Annotated in this window: 20 protein-coding genes; 11 read left to right on the top strand and 9 right to left on the bottom strand. The window is 46.5% G+C overall.

Annotation, left to right across the window (positions count from 1 at the left end; genetic code table 11):
• Nucleotides 1-119: 119 nt before the first annotated feature.
• The 6 genes from V5J77_RS01120 to V5J77_RS01095 all read left to right on the top strand — a co-directional run bounded on the left by V5J77_RS01120 (nucleotide 120) and on the right by V5J77_RS01095 (nucleotide 5,573).
• Nucleotides 120-389 (top strand): hypothetical protein, encoded by a 270-nt coding sequence (locus V5J77_RS01120; RefSeq protein WP_338553970.1) that lies wholly within the window; start codon nucleotides 120-122, stop codon nucleotides 387-389.
• A 351-nt stretch (nucleotides 390-740) separates the two neighbouring features.
• Nucleotides 741-1,706 carry a ubiquinol oxidase subunit II gene (cyoA, locus tag V5J77_RS01115; RefSeq protein ID WP_338556496.1) on the top strand — a complete coding sequence of 322 codons (966 nt, stop codon included), beginning with the start codon at nucleotides 741-743 and terminating at the stop codon, nucleotides 1,704-1,706.
• 24 nt (nucleotides 1,707-1,730) lie between these two features.
• Nucleotides 1,731-3,704, top strand: a complete 1,974-nt coding sequence (locus V5J77_RS01110) for a cbb3-type cytochrome c oxidase subunit I (RefSeq protein ID WP_338553969.1) — start codon at nucleotides 1,731-1,733, stop codon at nucleotides 3,702-3,704.
• Nucleotides 3,704-4,336, top strand: a complete 633-nt coding sequence (gene cyoC / locus V5J77_RS01105) for a cytochrome o ubiquinol oxidase subunit III (RefSeq protein WP_338553968.1) — start codon at nucleotides 3,704-3,706, stop codon at nucleotides 4,334-4,336. Before V5J77_RS01110 ends, cyoC begins: the two co-directional genes overlap by 1 nt.
• 1 nt (nucleotide 4,337) lies before the next feature.
• Complete coding sequence (cyoD, locus tag V5J77_RS01100; RefSeq protein ID WP_338553967.1) at nucleotides 4,338-4,661, top strand: cytochrome o ubiquinol oxidase subunit IV; 324 nt, start codon at nucleotides 4,338-4,340, stop codon at nucleotides 4,659-4,661.
• 177 nt (nucleotides 4,662-4,838) lie between these two features.
• Entirely contained in the window at nucleotides 4,839-5,573 is a 735-nt protein-coding gene (locus V5J77_RS01095) for a peptidylprolyl isomerase (protein ID WP_338553966.1), read from the top strand.
• A 66-nt stretch (nucleotides 5,574-5,639) separates the two neighbouring features.
• Here the strand turns inward: V5J77_RS01095 and V5J77_RS01090 are convergent, their stop codons facing one another.
• Nucleotides 5,640-6,605: a LacI family DNA-binding transcriptional regulator gene (locus V5J77_RS01090; RefSeq protein WP_338553965.1), complete on the bottom strand. Its 966-nt coding sequence runs from the start codon at nucleotides 6,603-6,605 to the stop codon at nucleotides 5,640-5,642.
• A gap of 334 nt (nucleotides 6,606-6,939) precedes the next feature.
• Nucleotides 6,940-10,302 (bottom strand): cellobiose phosphorylase, encoded by a 3,363-nt coding sequence (locus V5J77_RS01085; RefSeq protein ID WP_338556494.1) that lies wholly within the window; start codon nucleotides 10,300-10,302, stop codon nucleotides 6,940-6,942.
• Between the two features lie 597 nt (nucleotides 10,303-10,899).
• On the opposite strand from V5J77_RS01085, the gene V5J77_RS01080 reads away from it, so the two are divergent.
• The 4 genes from V5J77_RS01080 (at nucleotide 10,900) to V5J77_RS01065 (ending at nucleotide 14,849) form a co-directional block, all read left to right on the top strand.
• Complete coding sequence (locus V5J77_RS01080; RefSeq protein WP_338553964.1) at nucleotides 10,900-12,165, top strand: sugar ABC transporter substrate-binding protein; 1,266 nt, start codon at nucleotides 10,900-10,902, stop codon at nucleotides 12,163-12,165.
• 96 nt (nucleotides 12,166-12,261) lie between these two features.
• Nucleotides 12,262-13,149 (top strand): sugar ABC transporter permease, encoded by an 888-nt coding sequence (locus tag V5J77_RS01075; RefSeq protein WP_338553962.1) that lies wholly within the window; start codon nucleotides 12,262-12,264, stop codon nucleotides 13,147-13,149.
• Nucleotides 13,150-13,170: 21 nt separating this feature from the next.
• A complete protein-coding gene (locus V5J77_RS01070) occupies nucleotides 13,171-14,001 on the top strand; it encodes a carbohydrate ABC transporter permease (RefSeq protein ID WP_338553961.1) in 831 nt (276 codons plus the stop codon).
• A 56-nt stretch (nucleotides 14,002-14,057) separates the two neighbouring features.
• The gene (locus tag V5J77_RS01065) at nucleotides 14,058-14,849 is read left to right on the top strand and encodes an alpha/beta hydrolase family protein (protein WP_338553960.1); all 792 of its coding nucleotides are present in this window, start codon (nucleotides 14,058-14,060) and stop codon (nucleotides 14,847-14,849) included.
• Nucleotides 14,850-14,926: 77 nt separating this feature from the next.
• Here V5J77_RS01065 and V5J77_RS01060 read toward each other — a convergent pair whose 3' ends face one another.
• The 4 genes from V5J77_RS01060 to V5J77_RS01045 are packed head-to-tail and all read right to left on the bottom strand — an operon-like array spanning nucleotide 14,927 to nucleotide 17,931.
• Nucleotides 14,927-15,559 carry a hypothetical protein gene (locus tag V5J77_RS01060; protein WP_338553959.1) on the bottom strand — a complete coding sequence of 211 codons (633 nt, stop codon included), beginning with the start codon at nucleotides 15,557-15,559 and terminating at the stop codon, nucleotides 14,927-14,929.
• Complete coding sequence (locus V5J77_RS01055) at nucleotides 15,556-16,779, bottom strand: hypothetical protein (RefSeq protein WP_338553958.1); 1,224 nt, start codon at nucleotides 16,777-16,779, stop codon at nucleotides 15,556-15,558. The genes V5J77_RS01060 and V5J77_RS01055 overlap by 4 nt, the downstream gene beginning before the upstream one ends.
• A gap of 25 nt (nucleotides 16,780-16,804) precedes the next feature.
• Nucleotides 16,805-17,440: a zf-HC2 domain-containing protein gene (locus tag V5J77_RS01050; RefSeq protein ID WP_338553957.1), complete on the bottom strand. Its 636-nt coding sequence runs from the start codon at nucleotides 17,438-17,440 to the stop codon at nucleotides 16,805-16,807.
• Nucleotides 17,437-17,931 (bottom strand): sigma-70 family RNA polymerase sigma factor, encoded by a 495-nt coding sequence (locus V5J77_RS01045; RefSeq protein WP_338553956.1) that lies wholly within the window; start codon nucleotides 17,929-17,931, stop codon nucleotides 17,437-17,439. The genes V5J77_RS01050 and V5J77_RS01045 overlap by 4 nt, the downstream gene beginning before the upstream one ends.
• Before the next feature lie 266 nt (nucleotides 17,932-18,197).
• On the opposite strand from V5J77_RS01045, the gene V5J77_RS01040 reads away from it, so the two are divergent.
• Entirely contained in the window at nucleotides 18,198-19,103 is a 906-nt protein-coding gene (locus tag V5J77_RS01040) for a nucleotidyl transferase AbiEii/AbiGii toxin family protein (RefSeq protein WP_338553955.1), read from the top strand.
• A gap of 42 nt (nucleotides 19,104-19,145) precedes the next feature.
• Here V5J77_RS01040 and V5J77_RS01035 read toward each other — a convergent pair whose 3' ends face one another.
• From V5J77_RS01035 to V5J77_RS01025, 3 genes are all read right to left on the bottom strand, one after another.
• The gene (locus V5J77_RS01035; protein WP_338553954.1) at nucleotides 19,146-20,054 is read right to left on the bottom strand and encodes a hypothetical protein; all 909 of its coding nucleotides are present in this window, start codon (nucleotides 20,052-20,054) and stop codon (nucleotides 19,146-19,148) included.
• Between the two features lie 343 nt (nucleotides 20,055-20,397).
• A complete protein-coding gene (locus V5J77_RS01030; protein ID WP_338553953.1) occupies nucleotides 20,398-20,910 on the bottom strand; it encodes a YwhD family protein in 513 nt (170 codons plus the stop codon).
• 223 nt (nucleotides 20,911-21,133) lie between these two features.
• Complete coding sequence (locus V5J77_RS01025) at nucleotides 21,134-21,490, bottom strand: AIR synthase-related protein (RefSeq protein ID WP_338553952.1); 357 nt, start codon at nucleotides 21,488-21,490, stop codon at nucleotides 21,134-21,136.
• Nucleotides 21,491-21,498: the final 8 nt, after the last annotated feature.

Here is a 21,498-nt window from a genome sequence, read left to right as displayed (position 1 = left end):
GTCACTTCACCTAATTTTGTCGATAATTTGATCAAATCGTGAATTTTCTTTGAACAAATTGCATAAAGTGTGTTATAATGAGTTCAAGAAAGCACTTACAAGTAAACGGGGTGTTTATAATGACAACGAAAACAGCAACAATCAGCGACGTTAAATCAGCAACCGCAGCTAGTGTGAAACGTTTGGTAACCGCAATGACCATCATCGCTTGGACCGTTCTCTCTGTAGGCGTAGTCCTTTGCTTAATAAATCTCAGCCACTTCAGTGATAAGAACGTATGGCTTATGGTAGGGCTCGGATTTATGGTCGGCAGTGTATTTATTTACACAATCGGTACTGCAATTGGCCTTGTTCATGCAAGACGGGCGCAGGCTGAAGAACACAAGTAACTGTATTGAAGCAGCACAAATTGGAGAAGGTAAAATTTAAAGTCTCACCGTCGAATTGACAGTGGGGCTTTTTATTTGTTTCAACCTACTTTAATGTAGTTCAGTCCGCACATGCCGCCAAAGAACGGTGACAAGCGCTTCACTTTAGATAAATTAACGTTTTTTGAGAGCCAGTGAATGACAATTGTCGAACTAGTGAACTTTCTATTACGAAAAAAAGACGAATTGTTGACGTAATTGTTAAGTCAGCAGTTATTCTTCTCGACTTCTGCTAATGTTAAGGCTAAGAGTATATCCAAGGAGTTGAACCATTTGAGACGTTATATTCGTGTATTGACACCCCTGCTCATCATGCTGATGGCCGTTCTTCTCTCTGGCTGCGGCGAGCAGTATCTGGTGCTCGATCCAAAAGGGCCGATCGGCGAAAGCCAGAAGGATTTGATTTATTTTTCCACGATCCTCTGTCTAGTTATTGTCGTGCCCGTTCTGATCTTGACCGGGTTCATTGTATGGCGCTATCGCGACAAAAAGGGCAACAACGCTCCCTACCAGCCAAACTGGAATCACAGCACGAAGCTGGAAATTATTTGGTGGAGCATTCCAATCGTAATTATCGCTATTCTGGCGATCGTGACGGTGAAGTATTCTTATGAACTGGAACCATCTAAACCTATTGTTTCCGCTAAAGCACCGATAACGATTGAAGTAACCTCGCTGGATTGGAAATGGCTGTTCACTTATCCCGAAGAGGGCATATCTACAGTCAACTACCTTCAAATACCAGAGGGTACACCGATTCAGTTCAGACTAACTTCTGATACGGCGATGAATTCGTTCTGGATTCCACAGCTGGGCGGCCAAATTTATACGATGTCCGGCATGGCTATGACGCTTTATTTGCAGGCAGATGAAATCGGCAATTATTATGGCTCGGGCGCCAACTTCACTGGAGAGCATTTTGCACAAATGACCTTTAATGTGAAGGCAACTTCCGAGGATGACTATAAGGCATGGGTTCAAGAGGTGAAAACAACTGCTCCTGCTCTGACGCAAGAAGGCTTCGAGAAGCTTACTGAGCCAAGCGTTGAGACGGTACAATCATTCTCCTCCTTCCCTGAAGGACTGTTCCAGAAGGTAGTTATGCAATATATTGGCGAGGGCGGCTCTGCCCATCATCACGGCGGCTCTGCAGCTACAACAGAAGACTCAAGCAAGGATCACGAAGGTATGGATATGAGTGATATGGACATGAAGGATATGGAAGGCATGGATATGAATCATGACCAAAAATCTTCAACGAATGAGCATTCCCATTAAACACAAGACGAAAGGAGACGCCGCATGTTTCAGAATTTAATTGATTTCTTGCTCAATGACTTTTTCATCACTGGCGACCCGCTCATACTTGGAGCACAGGTCTCCATCGGCTTGTCCATCGTTGCCGTCGTATTCACCTTGTCGTATTTCAAAAAATGGCGCTGGCTATGGACAGAATGGCTGACCACCGTCGATCATAAACGAATCGGGATTATGTATATTATCGCGTCGATTCTCATGCTTTTCCGTGGTGGCGTCGATGCCCTGCTAATGCGGGTTCAGCTCGCTGTGCCGCAGGTAGAGTTCCTCCACGCCGACCACTATAATGCGATCTTTACAACGCACGGCGTTATTATGATTTTGTTTATGGCGATGCCGCTTATGTTCGGCTTATTCAATATCGTTGTGCCGCTGCAAATTGGCGCGCGCGACGTCGCCTATCCGTTCCTGAACTCACTCAGCTTCTGGATGTTTTTCTTTGGCGCCATGCTGTTTAACGTTTCCTTCGTTATCGGCGGTTCGCCAGATGCTGGCTGGCTGGCCTATCCACCGCTCTCCGAGCTGTCAGGAAGCCCAGGTCTCGGACAGGATTTCTATATTTGGGGCATTCAAATTTCCGGTATCGGCTCCTTGGCCACCGGTATTAACTTTGTTGTAACGATTTTGAAAATGCGCGCACCAGGCATGAAGCTGATGAAAATGCCGATGTTTGTCTGGTCCGTTCTTTCATCGTGTATTACGATTATGTTCGCTTTCCCAATCTTGACCGTTACCCTGTTCCTGCTGTTTATTGACCGTTACTTCGGCGCTCACTTCTTTACGCTCGATGGCGGCGGTAATCCGATGATGTACATTAACCTCATCTGGATGTGGGGACATCCCGAGGTTTATATCGTTATTTTGCCAGCATTCGGTATTTTCTCTGAGGTCGTTTCGGCTTTCTCGAAGAAAAAGCTGTTTGGCTACAAATCCATGGTATTCGCCCTCATGTCGATCAGCTTCTTCTCGTTTTTCACATGGGCGCATCACTTCTTCACCATGGGCTCTGGCGCCAACGTCAATGCGTTTTTCGCTGTAACGACGATGCTGATTGCTATTCCTACAGGTGTTAAAGTATTTAACTGGCTGTTTACGATGTTCCGAGGCAAGCTGACGTTCCCAACGCCAATGCTTTGGACGATCGCGTTTATTCCTTGCTTTGTCGTCGGCGGTATGACTGGGGTTATGCTTTCCGTTGCCCCTGCCGACTTCCAGTTCCACAACAGTTATTTCTTGATTGCTCACTTCCACCAAGTGCTGATTGGCGGCGTGGTATTCGGTTACTTCGCTGGACTTTACTACTGGTGGCCGAAGATGTTTGGCTTCAAGCTGCATGAAGGCCTTGGAAAATGGGCATTCTGGCTTTGGAACATCGGCTTCTACGTTTGTTTCATGCCGCAGTACGCGCTTGGCCTGATGGGTATGACCCGTCGTTTCAATGAATACAACTTTGATATGGGCTGGCAGCCGCTTAACGTCGTGTCTACTGTCGGCGCGTTCATTATGGGTCTGGCGTTCCTGTTCCAAGTATGGCAAATCGCACACAGCATTAAGTTTTACAAAAAAGAGCCAACCGGCGATTCATGGGATGGCCGTACGCTGGAATGGTCGATTCCATCTCCTGCACCGCTTTATAACTTTGCAAGAGTTCCGGTTGTAGAAGTCGAGGATGCTTGGTGGGAAGAGAAGCAGCGTCTGGCAAATGGCGGAAAGCCTAAGCCGCTTGCACCTCTTGAACCGATTCATATGCCGAAAAACTCTGCCATTCCATTTTTGATATCCGTTTCCTTCTTCGTTATGGGCTTCGGGTTCGTCTGGGATTGGAAATGGATGATTATACCTGGCGCAATCGGCGTTGCCATCTGCATGCTGGCACGTTCCTTCAGCTACGATACCGACTACTACATTCCTGTAGATGAGATCGAGCGGACGGAAGCCGCATTAGGAGGGACAAAATAATGGCACAAGCAGTAACCGGTCATGACAAGCACGGCCATGGGGGCCACGGTCATCATGACGAGCACCATGAGCATGAACATGAATCACTCAAAACATTCGGCTTCTGGATGTTTCTGATTACCGACGTTATTTTGTTCGGTACGCTATTTGCAACGTTTGTCGTTCTTCGATTCAGCACGGATGGCGGCCCTACGGCCGCCGAGATGTTCAAGATGCCTGGCGTCATCGCCGAGACATTCATCTTGCTCACAAGTAGCTTTACAAGCGGTATCGCTGTGCTTCAAATGCACAAGGGCAATAAGAAGGGCCTCATTGGCTGGCTCGCTGTTACTGCGGTTCTCGGTCTTGCCTTCATCTATTTGGAGGTTAGCGAGTTTATCGAGCTGGTACACGAAGGCGTAACAATTGGCACGAGCGCTTACTGGTCAGCCTTCTTCACACTCGTCGGTACACACGGACTTCACGTATCGGTCGGTATTGTATGGATGACGGCGCTGATGATTCAGCTTTACCGTCGCGGCATTACGCCAGTTACACAGCGCAAGGTTAATATCATTAGCTTGTACTGGCACTTTTTGGACGTCGTATGGATTTTCGTCCTTACGGTCGTCTATCTGATGGGGGTGATGTAGCATGGATAACCACAACTCGCATTCCCCGTCTCACGAATCACATGGCTCCATGAAATCCTATGTCATCGGGTTTGTATTGTCGATTATTTTGACCATTATCCCGATTGTCATTGTGATGAACGGTATGCTAAGCAAGCAGCTCACGGTAATCGTCATTTTAATTATGGCCGCTTTGCAGTTCGTCGTTCAATTGTTATTCTTCATGCATTTAAGAGACGAGGAAAAGCCGCGTTACAATACGATGGCACTCATATTCGGTCTCGTCATCTTGCTCACCATCGTTGCAGGCTCCATTTGGATTATGGCCTATAACGTAGTAGGTTAATTTATGACTAACAACAAGCACCTCCGATGGCGTTCCTTGGACGCTGGCGGAGGTGCTTGTTGTTTCGCTTTATTTTCCAATTAAGCTATAGTACACTTGGATTAGCTTTTAACCCGATCCGATTGCAGAATGCAGCATATTTGTGTCTCAATCATATTTTTAGGAGGAACCATTGACATGTTGAAAATGAAAAGCACCAAAAAAACGGTTTCGCTGCTGCTTCTGGCAGCTATGATGCTTGTTATATCCGCTTGTGGTGCAGGAAGCAATGCGGGCAGCAATTCCAGCTCAGGAGCCGCTGGAACGGCGGCAAACGCATCCAGCGAGTCTTCTGCACCAGTTGCATCCGCCGAGCCGTCACCAGACCAAGCGACCAAACTTCTTGATTCGGACAAGCATCCGCTCGTAACGATTCAAATGAGCAATGACACCGTCATTAAAGTTGAGCTATACCCGGAGATTGCCCCGAATACGGTTAACAATTTTATATCCCTCGTCCAAAAAGGCTATTATGACGGGTTGATTTTTCACCGTGTAATTCAAGGGTTCATGATTCAAGGCGGCGACCCAGACGGGACAGGCGCTGGCGGCCCCGGCTACTCCATTCCAGGAGAATTCACATCAAATGGCTTTCAAAACGACTTGCTGCATACACGCGGCGTAATCTCCATGGCCAGAACGGGTGATCCCAACTCCGCAGGCTCGCAGTTTTTCATTATGGTAGCGGATGCGCCAACGCTTGATAACGAATACGCTTCCTTCGGCGCAGTTATCGAGGGCATGGATGCGGTTGATCAAATCGTCAACCAGCCGACCAACAGCCAGGATCGTCCAAATGAGCCGCTTTCGATGACAAAAGTGACTGTGGACTTGAAAGGGATGACGTTCGAGGAGCCGGAGAAAACGAAGTAGTTTTTGATAGATATCTTTTATATGCACGGCAACAAATAAAGAGGCTAGCGCTGGGCGCTCGCCTCTTTATTTGTTGCCAACAGAATCGCCTTCAACCAGCGTCACATAAATTCGCTCGTTCTCGACTGGCTCTCCGGCTATAATTTTCAGCAGCTGCTCAGATGCAAGCGCTCCCCATTTATGTTTGGAATAATCAATGGTAGCCAGCTTTGGCTGCATATACGAGGCCAGCTCCACATTATCAAAACCAATTATATGAATATGCTCGCCAACAACATAGTCTGTCTGAGTTACATAGTTGTGTACGCCAATCGCCATTTCATCATTCATGCAAAAAACAGCAGCCGGCTCCGTATATTCAGCCAATATTTTTTTAGCTGCTTCCTCGCCCGATTCCTTGCGGAAGTTACCTTCAATCGCTTCAAATGTCAAGTCTTCGCAGCGCTCCACCGCCTGCTTGACCGCCTGCAGCCGCTGGCCCGCGTCATAGGACTCAACTGGACCCATAATGGCATAGATTTTGCGAAAGCCCCGATCCAGCAAATGCTCCATCGCAAGCGTAGCTCCTGCCTTGTTATCAAGCAGCACCTGATTGATGTTCGGGTGGCTCAGCTCGCGGTCGAGCACGACTACTTTATGCCCAAGCGCCGCATAGCGCAGCAGCTCATCGCTATCGAACGTGGCATCGAGCACAATTGCCCCATCAATCATCCGTTCCGGAAGCATGCGATGCGAACGTTTGCCGCTGCATACGATCATATCATAGCCTTTACGATGCAGCATTTCATTCACCCCTTGCAGCAAATCCCCATAAAAGGCTCCACTGAAGTCGGTCAAATATACGCCAATAATTTTTGTCTCACGCGTCTTAAGCGTTCGGGCAGCTGCGTTCGGCACGTAGTTCAACTCTTTGGCTATAGCTAAAATTTTGGCGCATGTCTCCGATGTAACCTTTGGGCTGCCATTCAGCGCGTAGGAAACCGTCGATATCGAGACACCAGCCTTCTTAGCGATATCTTTAATACTGACCACTGCACTCTCTCCAATCTGTTACTTCAAGCGTAAACGGCTTTTCCATTAAAATGGAAAAAGCTCGTTTCGCGTAGAAATATAAGCCTGATAATAAGTGTTACACCTTATTATTCTTAAATTTCAAGCGTAAACGGCTTTAGCTACCTTTGGTAGCAAAGCTCGTTTCGCGTAGAAATGTACGCCCCACTCATATAAAAGCCTATTTTAGGCATATAAACTGATAAACACTTATATTTTAAATTATTCCTGATTAATTAACTATATCATAACAGACTAAAGTTGGATTGCCTTATGTGCATACAGCGATTCGAAACGAATCGCCGTGCACCCTGTCTTACATAAAAATGTCGATAATCGCCCTTTCGCCAGATGGGTTCTGCTTCAGCAGCTGCGGAGAAATTTCTAATCCGCCTGTACGATAACGATTGGAGCCGAATTCAGCTTCCATTTCATCGCCATTTATTTTCACGCGTTTCACGGTCGCATTGCCATTGCCCTTCAAATGGTAGACGAAGGTAAGCGGAATGCCTTGATATTCAAAGTCGAATTGCAGTCCATTGAGCGATTGCGGCAGCACGGGGTCAATAATCAGCTTGCCTTGCACCTGGCGAATACCAAGCACATTGGCTACAAGCTGGTTCATATAAATTCCCGGCCCGCTGGAATAAATTCTCCAGCCGCCTTTAACCGGAGCAGAGCCGTCACGCAGCTGGGCAAAACGCTCCTGCGCCTCGTAACGCGTATTAAACTTGCCGTCCGAGCTGCTGAAATAAGAATTACTTTGGCGAAGCTCCGCATTAGGAACAGCGTCCTTCAAGCCGACCGGGTTAATGATTGCAAGTCCGTTCCATGCTTCATCCACCTTGCCAAGCTTAGCCATTGCTTCTACGTAGCGGATATGGGCATGTACATATTGCAGCCCCACCTCGCGCCCAAAGTTCGCCGCCTGCTCAGCACGCTTGAAATGCGTGCTTACACCGCCGGTATATTTCGCTGGACGGTTCATCAGCCGCACGCCATCTGGGCAATATAGCTCTCGTTTAATGAGATCATAATGCGCCTCGGCCTGCTCAGCCGTAAGCAGCTCCGCAATCATGCTGCGGGTCATAGGAAGCAGGCGGTATTGGATGCCGGTCACCGCATCCGATGGATGCAGCATCAGCTCCGCTCGCTCTGGCTGCTCCATGTACAGGAACCCAGGGATGACGTCGGTTTGCAGCATATAACGATTGAAGTCTGCTTTAATGCCCTCGCTCAGTGTGCCAAGCTCTGCCGCCCAAGCGCTATTGTGCGCTTGCATCGCCGCAGACAGCTGCGTAAACACCTGATACGTAAGCGCAACTGTCCAGCTGCTCACCATATATTGCTTAAGCTGGGCATTGGCAGGCTGCAGTGTGTCATCCCAATCGCCATCGCCGTAGGAGGACAAGTGGGTATTATGCAGGAAATGTCCTTTAATATAGGCGATTTCCTTCTGTGCATGTTCAAGCAACGATGCCGTGTACGACGTGAAGGCAAAGCCTTCTTTCGTCGTATAAGGGATCTGCTCCTCCAGCACGGCATAATCCTGCGTAGCTGTCAAATAGTCGCTCAGCACCTTGAGCGGCCATACAATAATATCGCCATGGCTTTCTTCCTGCTGCACATTCACATATTTGTCGAACATAAACCATTGCGGCCAATTGCCGTCTTCCTCATATTGATGGGAAAAAACCGTCAGCAATATTTCACGAACCGCGCCGTAATTTTGCATCGCCATAAAATATTCAGTCGGCCCTTGGCAAACATCCCGCGTTCCCCAAGCAGCACCGCCGTATTGCTCCAAGCCGTGCGGCACCGAATAATGGACGAGCATATTATGTGTGTACCACCATGCCAGCGTATTAAACTTGTCCACCTCAGCGGTATTGCCGCCTTTCTGCGTAAGCTGGAACCCATTCATAACCTGCTTGTAAAAAGCACGATAGGCCTGCACCTGTACTTCCGCATCCTCTACGCTAGCAGTTTTCGCTGGAAGCTCTTCCCCCAGCAGCAAGCCTTGCACGGTCAATGACCACTCGCTGCTAGCCCCAAGCTCCAAAACGACCAGCGATGCGCCGCCAGGCTCCATTCCCGTTACGAGCCTTTGCTCATCCGCAACGGTCATTTCCGCTCCATCCACACGCAGCCGGTAACGAAGCTTCGAATATACACCGGAGCTTAGCGCCGCCGAATCGGCCGTAAATTCTAAACCTTCCTGATGCTCGTTCATATGATACGGCAAAATATATTCATTATCATTCATGGACACTTGATTCGTGACCAGATAACGGTGCTTCCTTCCGCTTGTCGAACGGACATGCATCCGAGCTTCCGGCGTATCTACAGTTGTATAATTCGTAATGATGATGAGATCATCGGACGTTTTGTAATACCATTTTGCATAGTTAAAGCCCATTTCAAACATCGACGGCATCGTAAGCAGACGATATACGCCATCCAGCTCTACATAAATGCGTTGTCCCGACGTTTTCGGCACATTCAGCGCATTGCGGGCATTCGTCACCCATTTGTGGAACGTTGTGTTGCCTACAACCAGCTGGGAGTTGAACAATCCGTACATATAAGAGGTTGTCGTCAGAACATGCGTGTTTAAGCGGTCATTGCCGCCCGTCATCAAAATATGGCCATGCGGACGCTCGACCAGCAGCTCTTTGTCCTTTAATACAACATGCTCGTGGGTCGCAGTGAAAAAAGAAAGCAGAGAATCTCCCGCATACTCCTCCTGCAAGCGCTCAGGGAACAACCCATTAATCTCTTCCACCGTCATTGCTACGGTTTGTAAAGGAGAGCCAATGGCCGCCGCTTTGCGCACCGGATTCGCCTCTTGCAATTGTAAAGTAGGCGCTGCACATATCTGCTCCCACGCTTTCTGCACTTCAGCCGTAAAGGCTAGCGAGGTTACTGCCTCCGCATGATTTTCCTTAAATAAGCCGTAAAAAACAACATTCAGCTCGTAGTCCAGCTTAGTTAGTGGTGTTTGTAGAGCCGTGTAGGCAAATTCATATTGGTAAACCTCATTGGCTAGCGATGGCTTCATTAACGCCTCAGCCCTATCCGTTTCCTTATAGCTTAGGCCGTAGAACTGAAAGCCGTCTGTCGAATAGCCAGCCGCCCCTGTCCATGCCCCTTGCTGTAAATAAGGGAAGCCTCCGCGCTGCGGCATATTTTGGCGAGAACAGACGACATAACCGCGCTGCTCATCCTCGAATACGGAATGGTCAATATATTGCGATTGATAAGCTTCGTTGCTGCGAACAGCAGCTTGGTCAGCAAGTCCAATGTCCTGTCCATAGATCACATCAATCTCCTCACCATTGCCGAGCACATGCACATCCCAGAACCATACGCCTGCCTCAGACAGTAGAAAACGCACCTGATAACGAACGCCCTCTGCTTCCCCTTCCCATACAACCTGCTGCTTGCTATAGTAGACGCGGCTATTTGAGCGAACGCCAAGCAAAGGAACGGCTACAATGCCAGATTCACGGTGCAAACGCAAATATATATTATTTAGTGAACCATCCACCGCATTCGATAAAAGTTGATTAATCATCGTGTCGTTATGGGTAATTTGGTAAAGATCGCCGCTGCTTAGAAAGGTGAACGATAGTTGTCCGGCCTCTACTTGAAAGCTGCTTCTGCTTGCTGCTGTCATGGTCATCACTCACTTTCCTATGTCCTAGAAGGACAATGAAATCGTTTTTGCTTGCTTATTTGTATACATGGGCTTTCATCAATAAACGCATAATAAACCGCTGATACCCGCGAAGTTGATACAGATTGACGGCATTTGCCAAAAATCGAAACGTTTCTATTTTACAACTAAAAGGATTATAGAACGTTTTCATCTTTCCGTCAATTGCCTCTACTACCCGAATTACAGGCAAGCGAAACGTTTCTATTATTATTTTAACGCTTTAGGAGCAAATTTCAATAGCCGAAAAAAATGTGTTGAATACGATTACATTCTGTTTTATAATGACATCGAAACGTTTCAACGATCACTGGCATCTTTTGATGCATTCGCGTATAATCTAAAATCGAAACGTTTCTATGATTCATCAGGCTTATATACTAAGGGGAGCTTTTCAGGAATATGGGAGAGGAGGCATGACGCTTAAGGCATATGTTCAGAGGGAAGCCAGCTGCTTAACTGCCAGCGCCATTGCATAAACCGGCAACAATAGAGTCATCATTTACTTAAGCTACTGCACCTAAAAAATCACAGCTTCTTAAAGAGAGGAAGATTGGAATGTTTAATAAATCCGTTAAAACTGCACTTATTAGCACGATGCTGCTTTCAGGTATTTTGACAGCGTGCTCAACATCCAATGATACAAATAAAGCAGGCGAAGCCGCTACTGGCGATCAGCCCGTTACCATTAAAGTTTGGGGCATGGGCGACCAAGAGCAGACGCTCAAAACCATTTCCGAGCAATTCGAATCGGACAACCCGAACATTAAAGTCGATGTACAGGTTATCCCTTGGGGCTCGGCTCATGACAAGCTGCTTACAGCAGTTGCTTCTAAATCCGGTCCTGACGTGCTGCAAATGGGTACTTCCTGGATGCCTGAATTTGCGAATGCGGGCGCTTTGCTTGATTTGACGCCTTATGTTGACCAGTATCCTGAATTTAAGCCGGAGAACTTTTTCGAGGGCAGCGTAAATACAACGCAATTTGACGGTAAAACGTTCGGCATTCCTTGGTATGCTGAAACCCGCGTCCTGTTCTATCGCACCGACCTGCTGAAGGAAGTAGGCTATGACAAAGCGCCTGCTACTTGGGATGAGCTGAAGGATGCAGCAACGAAGCTGACAGCACGCGGCGAAGGCAAATACGGCATTGACCTCGTCCCAGGCGAGCCGACTCTGGGCATTATGTTTGGTCGCCAGAACGGTTCCAAAATTTTTGATGAGCAAAACAAGCCTTTGTTCAATCAGCCGGAATTTGTTGACGCTGTAAAATATGTAGGCAGCTTCTATCAAGAGAAGCTTTCTCCTGTAGACCTCGGCATTGATGCCGTTCAAGGCTTTGCTGGCGACGGTGTTATCCCAATGTTCATCAGCGGACCGTGGATGATCAAGCCAATTAAAGAGCAAGCACCGGATATCGAGGGCAAATGGGCAACCGCTGTTCTTCCATCCGGTTCGGCGAACAACAATTCGATTCTTGGCGGCTCGGATCTGACCGTATTCAAATACAGCAAAAATCAAGAAGCGGCAGTGAAGTTTATCGCCTACATGAGCAAGCCTGAGGTTCAGTTGAAATGGAAAGAGCTATCCGACGCGCTTCCAGCTGTACAAAGCGTGTGGCAAGATGCTTCTATGACCTCTGATCCTAACCTTCAAGTCATTGGAGAGCAGCTAAAGCATGCTGAAGCAACGCCAGCTCTCACGGCTTATGACCAAATTTCGCAAAAATATGTAGCCCACTTCGAGCAAATTTATCGCGCTAACGCTGATGTACAGAAAGAAATGGACGCTTTGAACGTTGAAGCTGAGAAATTAATTAAATAATCTTTTAACCGGCAGCCGCTTTGAATAGGGCTGTCGGTTATCCCTATTATTGTCCATTTGCGCTAGAGCGTAAATTTAAAGGATGTGACTGAGCCGATGAAAGGCATACTGAATAATAAAACACCTTATTTCTTTATAGCGCCAACGTTGATTTTGCTCTCTATGTTCTCCCTGCTGCCTATTGTTATTGCACTCGTCATCAGCTTCACCGATATGGATCTCGCCGGCCTTGCCGATTTTTCCAACATATCATTCGTAGGCATGCACAACTACTTGGACGTATTAACGGATCCGTTATTCGTTCAAGCGATTACCAACACGCTTTATTATGTTATTATTGGCGTTCCTTCGGTTATCGCCCTGTCGCTCGCGATTGCCCTGCTGATTAACTTCGGCAAATCAAAAGTTTTTACGACTTTCCGCGTCATTTATTATTTACCATCCGTGACCAACGTCGTTGCCGTTGCGGTCGTATGGACTTATTTGTACAACCCATCGCTTGGCTTGTTCAACTATTTGCTGAACCTTGTACATCTTCCCGATGTCCAGTGGCTCCAGCACCCGATTATTGCTAAAATCTCGCTGATCATCCTTGCCTTATGGCGGGCAATCGGTCTAAATATGCTTATTTTTATTGCAGCTATCAAGGGCATACCACGCTCTTATTACGAGGCTGCACAAATCGACGGAGCCAGCAGCTGGCAGCAAATGCGTACAATAACGCTTCCGCTGTTGCGTTATGCTATTTTCTTCGTATCCATTACCACGATGATTGGCTGGATTCAATTTTTCGAAGAGCCGCTCATTATGACGAAAGGCGGACCGCTTAACGGCACGATGTCCGTAGCCTTGTTCATTTACAACAACGGCTTCCAATACAGCAAATTCGGATATGCTGCGGCAGGATCCTTTATACTATTTATTTCGATCATTATTATTACGCTCGTTCAATTCAAGTTCCAGAACAAGGAAACAGATGTTTAAGGGAAGGAGAGGGGAATTCAGATGGCACTGAAAACAAAAAAAGGTACAGCGCTGCAATGGCTGCTCGGCATCCTGCTGACTGGCGGCGGAGTAGTCATGATGCTTCCGTTCGCATGGATGATTATGTCGGCGTTCAAAACAGAGAGCGAGGTCAAGCAGCTGCCTCCAACTTTATGGCCAAAAAATATTACGTTCGAAAACTTCAGCGACTTGTTCGTCAATATGCATTTTGGCACGTATTTGGGCAATACGCTGCTGATCGTCTTCTTCTCCTTTATTGGCTTGTTCCTGAATGCGATGGCTGGTTATGCTTTCGCCAAGTTCAAGTTCAAAGGCAAGGATAAGCTGTTCTATCTCGTGCTCGCAACGATGATGATTCCCGGCCAGGTGACCATGATTCCTGTTTACCTGCTGCTTAATGAAATGCATTTAACCAATACGATGGTTGGTATTGTGCTTCCAGGCTTTGTCGGCGCTTTTGGTATTTTTCTATTCCGCCAATTTATGTCCACGATTCCCGACGAGCTGCTGGAAGCAACTCGCTTGGATGGAGCAAGTGAAATTCGCACCTTCTTTCAAATTGTGCTTCCGATCTCTAAAGCTATTTTGGCGATTCAAGGCATTCTGACCTTTATTGGCGGCTGGAACAGCTTCCTGTGGCCGCTCATTATCGCCAATGACGAGAAGCTGTACAGCTTGTCTGTCGGCTTGGCCTTGCTCAAAGGCGAGCATGGCGGCAACTATGCATTGCAAATGGCAGGCTCCACGTTCATGGTGCTGCCGGTCGTCATCGTCTTTATTTTCTTCCAAAAACAAATTATTGAGAATTATTCGATTTCCGGCATTAAATAAGCACAGTTTCGCACGATCATTCATCCAAAAGAATGTTACAAGGAGGCTCCCTAGTAATGGCCTTGTTTCAATGTGATTTTTTCTCGGAAAAGCTCGGCTTCTCGACTGGCATGTCGGTTATTTTGCCCCAGCCGTCCTTAGCTGACCTGTCTTCCCGCAAGGAAGGCGCGGATTACAAATATCCGGTGCTGTATTTACTGCATGGGCTGTCCGATGACCATACCGCTTGGACACGCTATACGTCCATTGAACGTTATGCGTCCAGCAAAGGAATCGCTGTCGTCATGCCTGGCGTGCATCGCAGCTTCTATGCCGATATGGAGCAGGGCGGGCGTTACTGGAGCTTTGTGAGCGAGGAGCTACCGCTAGTGGCCCGCTCCTTCTTCCCGCTGTCAGCCCGCAGGGAAGACAACTTTGTCGCTGGTCTCTCGATGGGCGGCTACGGCGCATTCAAGCTGGGACTGCATCATCCTGAGCGCTTTGCCGCTGCGGCAAGTCTTTCTGGCGCGCTTGATGTTGTGAGTCGTCTCCAGCATCCGGACTTCTCTTATACGGATGAAGGCGAGTTTGGACGATTGTACGGAAGTATAGAGAAGCTCGAAGCGGGGCCTAGCCATCTATTTAATCTTTTGGCCTCTACAGCTGCGCTTGCCCCTGAACAACAGCCAAAGTTTTATCAATGCTGCGGGACAGAAGATTTTCTGTATGAGGATAATCTTCGCTTTAAGGCAGCAATGGAGGACTCTGGGCTGACTCTAACCTATGATGAGGAACCGGGTATGCATGAATGGGGCTTCTGGGATCGCAATATCCAGCGCGTCCTTGACTGGCTGCCGCTTTCCCGTTAGAACCTTAAAAGCGCCTGCTCCCGATAACAATCGGAGCAAGCGCTTTAAGGTTCTTTTTTTATATATTCGATAAGTGCCTAAAACCCGCGCTGCTCGATTTCAATAGACTTCGGCAACACTAACGTCATTTGTGCGTTATACATATTCGACTGAAGCGGGCCGTTATGCCGCTCAAATTCACCAACCATGACATACATGACCGTTCCCACTACGCTTGTGCTAACGAGCTGCTCTGAAGTGTCAATCGGCTCTGCAGCCCAATATTGCACCTGTCCCAGCAGTTGCACCTTTCCGCCATCCACTTGATCTAAACTTACCGGACGGAGCGCTTGTACGACGATTTTATCGACCTTCTCCGGCACGGAGATGGGCGCCGTCTCAATAAGTGCCGTCCGTTCCATTTGACGCACCGCCCCGCGGAACTCATCCAAAATCCCTGTTGAAATCAGACCCGCCATCGCAATGCTGAAGCATCCAATCATTCCAACGATAAATAGGCTGATCCAATCGTAACGCAGCATCGTCCGCTCGCTTCCCGCAAACCAAATGTACAATAATATTTCCGCACCGAGCAAAATAAAAACAAGCGGCGCCACCCATAGCAGCATATTGTATGCCCCTGTCCCGCTCCAGATGGAGACCGCTACAGCGACCCCCATCAATAATAACGTAACGCCCATCGAAAGCGTGCCTACACGCCACTGCTTCATTCGTTTTTCCCCTTCCGCAGCGGTTCCGCCTGTTCCCAATCTCTAGGGGGAAGCCCTTTGTTTCGTTGAAACCCTCTGCCAAATGCCATACGCAGACCAGCAGCAATCATAACAAAGGCTACCAGCGCGGTCGGCAAATTATATTTTATATTTTGATACTGGGTATACCATCTTGGAAAATAATGCGCAGCGTAATCGGCCAGAACACGATCACCCATAAAATACAGCCCGATCAGCAGCAGACCAATGCCAATCCAGCGCTGATAAGGAGCAAACTGCGTAATGATCGCTTGATCCTTTAAGCCTTCCTGTGGTTCGGTAGACAGCTGCCGCATGACATCGAAAAAAGCAAAAAACCAAAACAGCGGGAGCAAAAACAAAAACATCGATAGCCTCAGCGCATCCATTAAGTACACGGAGGCGAGAAAGCCAGCCATAATTTGCAGGCCGCGTGTTTGAAGCCCGAGATAGAGATGCCCTGCGCCGGGAAAGAGCGACAGCGTTGCAGCGAGTGCTTTATTTTTGCGCCCCTTGTTCATGTACTCCTCCATCTCTTCAAAAAACGGCCGATCCTCCAAGGGCTCGCCCCGTTTCTTGCGATGCAGCTGCTGTGACGCATCAAACATACTGTAAATCCAAATGACCGGCACACCTAGCAGGAAAATAAGAAACTCTTCCGTCCCCGTCACCAACGATATAAAAATAACAACTGCGAACAAGCCGATGGATGCAATGAGGAACGCAATGCCCCGCTGCATAAGCCCAAGCGCCATATGACCCAAGCCAGGAATGATGGACAGCAGCAGCGTATTCGTGCGCTCTTTCTGCTCGCTGTAGGTTAAGAGGTCTTCTTGTGCGTGCATCGCTCCCGGCGGCATGCCGTTGTATATCTGATCTGGACTTGGCGGTACTCCTGCACCAGCGCCTGCTCCTGTGACTGCATATCCATTCTGACGATGATTTACATTGTTTCTTCCAATGAGCGTTACAATCATATCAAGCATATTAACGCCCCAAAATAGAAATGAAATGAAGCACAAAATAAAAGCTGTGTCATCTTCAATATAGTTGACGATTGCTATTAAAAGCAGAATCGCGAGCGGGCCAAATCCTCCTGCTGCGTATATAATAAATCTGATCGGACGCCCTAGGTAGGCATGGCCGAATCCCGGAAACATGGACAGCAGCAGCGCAACAATGGACTTTTTCTCCCTATTCATTCCTTAATCTCTCCTTCATCCTTCATTATTTAAACCGTTTGGAGGCGATGCCATCCAGCCAGAGGGAAGTGCGATTCATCATTTGCTGCGACCAGGAGGACTCGCGCTGCTCCTTGTCTCGAATGAACTGCTCCTCTTTATGCTGCAGTCTGCTGTGGTCTATTTTTTCCAGCTCCTGTGAAATGTTGTTCAGTACGCCTGTACCGAGCAGCAGCAGAGTAATGACCGCCGCAGCGGTATAATGAGTGGCTGGATGCTGAAGCCATGACCTGCGGCGGAATGATTTCTCCTGAAGGAACGGACCCGGCATGGACAGCTGCTGTTTTTCAGATTCAGATGGTCCAAACAGCTGCCTGCTGAGCTTGCTGCCCATCTGTTCAAAATCCGGGAGCTCAATCGCCAGATTGAGCGGGCTAGCTCCTTCTGCATGAAGCTTCGATGTAAATTCCGCCCCAGCCATGTCCGCCTCCAATACATACATAAATCGCTCTAAGCATTCGTCACAGCCAGCAAGCTGCCGCTCGATCTGCTCGCGCTCCGGCTCGGATAGCAAGTTCGCCACATATTGCTCCAGGAGGGAGGCCTCCACATGATTCACATGCTTGCCCTGCTGTTTCGTCCTCGAACTCTCGCCATGCTTGTGCTCCTCATGTTGACTCATTCAAAGTCCTCCCTTCTCCAGTGCCGCTTGATCCAGTTTCTTGCCCGGTACAGGCGCGATTCTACACTTTTACGCTCCAGTCCGGTTGAGGACGAAATTTCCTCATATGATTTCTGTTCTATATAATAGGCGTTTACGACTTCGCGATAATTTTCCGGGAGCTGCTCAACCTGTTCTCGTATGTAGCGTTGTTCCTCCCGCTCGATCGCAGCGCGCTCCGCGGGCATCGCGGTTCCTTGCCCATCAGTGTCCGGTCCCAGATTGTCCACATATTCGCTCAGCTCTTCCGGCTTGCGTGCCTTGCTCCTCTTCCAATCAATCGCACGGTTTACAGCAATGCGGGTCACCCAGGTTTTAAAGCCTTCCAGCCTGCACTCGGGGAGAGAGCGGTGAATTTGCAGCAGCACTTCCTGGGTAACATCCTCCGCATCATGCGGCGAATGCAGCACAGCATAAACCGTTCTATAAATATGAGCGCCATATTCCTGCACGAATAACTGGAATTCCGCAGGCCCGCCTTCGCGGAGCGCTATTAACCATGCTTCATCTTGAATCTTGCTCTCCCCCTTCCCGTTATAATAGACGCTGGAGCCTTAGCTATCCCCTGCACCTTACTAAAAAAAGATTATTGTGCTACTGGTGCAATTATCACTGGAATGTTCATTAGAAAAAACACTAGAAGAGACTTCACAAAGTACTATTATATGTGAGAAAATGTAGATATATGTCGAATATCAGAAAGTTGAGGGATTTGCTAGTGGCCTTATCTTTGGAAGAATTACGACGTTTTAGGACTTTGACTATTATCGCTCTTTTCTCAGATGATGATCTCCTTGATACTCTAGTCTTAAAGGGTGGAAATGCCTTAGATATTGGATATGGCATGAACTCCCGCGCTTCAATTGATTTAGATTTCTCCATGTCTCAGGATTTTGAAAACATTGGCCTTACAAACCTAGAAGAAGTACGCCAACGCCTTGAATTTGTACTTTCCAGGACTTTTTTTGATAATGGTTTCAAAGTATTCGACGTTAAAATGATTTCCAAGCCAAAAACGAGAACTCCAAAAACACCCTATTTCTGGGCAGGATATGGAGCCAATTTCAAAGTCATTGAAAATGATAAATTCGAAGCGCATAAGAATGAGCCTGTTTGGTTGACAAATAAATCAATTGCAGTGAGTGATACAAAGAAAAATATATCAATAGATTTTGGAATGCATGAGTATCTTGGGGATATAACAACGGCCGAACTTGATGGATATATCGTCCCCATTTATACACCCACCCTTATTGTTTTAGAAAAATTAAGAGCAGTGTGCCAACAGATGGCCGAATATAATGTTAGTATTGGAAAAGAAGCGAATTTCGGAAAGGCACGACCTAGAGATTTTTTTGATATCTACACGGTATTGGAAAGTTCATTAGTACATATCGATTTTAACCATCCGGATACTATACGCCATTTAAAAGCATGCTTCCAAGCTAAAAATGTCCCCATTGAACTAATAGCCAAAATTCCAGATACACTTGAGTTTCATAAGCAAGATGAAATCAAACTAAGGGATAGTGTTGTAGGCTCAGAATTCAAAGGCTTTGATTTTTACTTCAACTATGTAGTAGATCTGTTGCTTAGAAACAATTTGCATATACTTGCTGCATAAATGAAGAACCGCTTGAAAAATTCAAGCGGTTCTTCAAAATGATCATGATAAATTTTGAGGGTAGTATAGCCTCCAACGACTAGAATACGCTTTTTCAATAATATTATAGGTTAAATAAAAATCATGTTCCACTGGTATATTTGACATTAATTTAAGCGCAGTATCATTGTATCCTGCTAACTCTAAATAAAACCCAATTGCCTGATGATATGGGTAAATATATTTTAATTTCTGAATGTACATCCGCATTTTGTTTACAGAAATTAAGCCCTTAGCACGCCTATAAATATTCAATACTTCATTAACGCCACCTGCATAATCTGGTCGTACTGCAATGTCAATCAAAGTTCTCTCTAAATCTGTCACTTGCAGTCCATTTTTCTTTATAATTCCTAACTGATTTGTGTAGCGACCATTCAGGACATATATACGGCGATTTTCAAAATCAAAAAAATTATTTGTTTGTCGCATAGGCTTTAAAAATGCCTGATCAATATTCTGCTGTAGCAGCACCACGGAAGGCGCCCCTTTTTTTTCTGACTGTTCCCGGTTTACATAAATAGATTTTACAATTTCATCAGTCAAATCATGTAAAGTAACTGCGGAATAATGGCTTAAATACAGATTGGAAAATAAAGAAACAGCAAACTCGGCGTGATCCAGTTGGCTGTTATTAAATACATATCTAATTATTTCTCTACCACCTAAAATAATTGCGACTTGTCGTAAGATTTTTCTTCGCTCAACAAGAAACTCTAAAAACTCTTCAGTTGTTGTTGAAGCAGGCAATTTCCATTTGTATTGATTGGAAAAAAGAACAGAATTTATATCAGCAACGCTAAAAATATTTTTGTTCAATTCTTGAAGTACAAATTCAATTTCTGACTTGTAGAGATCCATAATCTGATACCGATTAGGGCGTGCCATTTTAGACCTCATTTCTTCACTCATTAAATATCATCTAGTGTATACACTAGATGATACCATAAGCGAAAGAAAAAATCAATATCCACAGGGTATTTAAATATGTATTATATTATTATAATGAGGTGTATACACCTCATTATACACATATAAATTAGATTAGTCAAGATAACTTCCTAAGTTGTATCTCCTTAATAAGCATCTATAATTAAGAACAAGTAAATCAGCGTCCTTATTAAAATATACGATAAATATGTTTTGTATTTACGTACAACCATGACAAAGAAGACGTTCAAGTTACGAACGCCTCTGCCCTAATGACTTATAACATTACTTCAGTAACCGTTCAGTTAGTTAAGCAGACGTAAGCCTACGCCTCCAAAGCCTGCTTCAGCTCATCGGAAGAATTGGTCCACCATTCTTCATTATGCTCAATTAACAGCTTGCGGAACGCAGCCTTTTCTTCTGCGCCCAGCTCGCCCAAGTTGAAGCGGCGCTTTATCGCATGATCAAGCTTGTTGACATGATCAGGGAGGATTTTCCACCCGCGGCGGGCTTCCGTGTCAATCCACATTTCGCAAGCTGTTGCGCCAGCGTAGTTCGTGCCATTCTCTCCGCGTTCTACCGCAACCCATACAATCCAGCATTGGCGGCCATTCGGCGTATCCTCTTTATTAGGGGAAAACTTGATGCCGCGCTCCACTTTGCTCTTCGCATGCATCGCGCCGTCGTCGATATAAGCGACGCCCGCATCAATAATAACGCAGGATACTTGGCTTAGATCAATGGTGCCTGCACCAAAGCCTTTATGCTGTTTATTGCTCACGACGTTAAGCGCGAGTGATTTCTTTTCTTTTTTCTCCGGTTGTCCTTGCTGTTCCATTCGTTCGTACACGTCCTCTCGTCACATTTCCTGCCCTCATATTTGTTAAGCCTACAGAAACACATCTATAACTCCATTTTGAATGTTTTGCTTCAATAAAACAAGCACACGCCTTTTATAATCAAAAGTTCATTTCATAAAAGCAGGCGGGCCTCTCTTGGTATCATACCAAAAAAAGCTCGCCATCCGGTAAAATGTTTATTTCTTGCTTTAAATAAATCCTTTACAGCTCCAGCGTCGTGCCTTCGGTGAAAATAGTTACTTGATTAACATCGCTGTCGCTTGCTTCGACTTTCCCAATCACTCTTGCTTCTACCCCATATTTTTGTGAAGTGGCAATAAGCTCATTTGCAGCCTCTGGCTTGCAATAAATTTCCATTCGATGGCCCATATTGAAAATTTGATACATTTCCTTGAGCGGAACGGAGCCCTGCTCTTGAATGACCTGGAATATAGGTGGTATTGGGAACATATTGTCTTTTACATAATGAACACCTGTACCAAAACCTTTGCACTTCCCTTGCCCACCACCCGTACAATGGATAATACCAGTGATCTGAGAAGAAAGCTGCTCAAGCAATTCTTTAA

The sequence above is a fragment of the Paenibacillus sp. KS-LC4 genome (assembly GCF_036894955.1).
Lineage (GTDB): Bacteria > Bacillota > Bacilli > Paenibacillales > Paenibacillaceae > Pristimantibacillus.
Note: the sequence above shows the minus strand (reverse complement) of the source record. Positions and strands in the feature narration are given on the sequence as shown.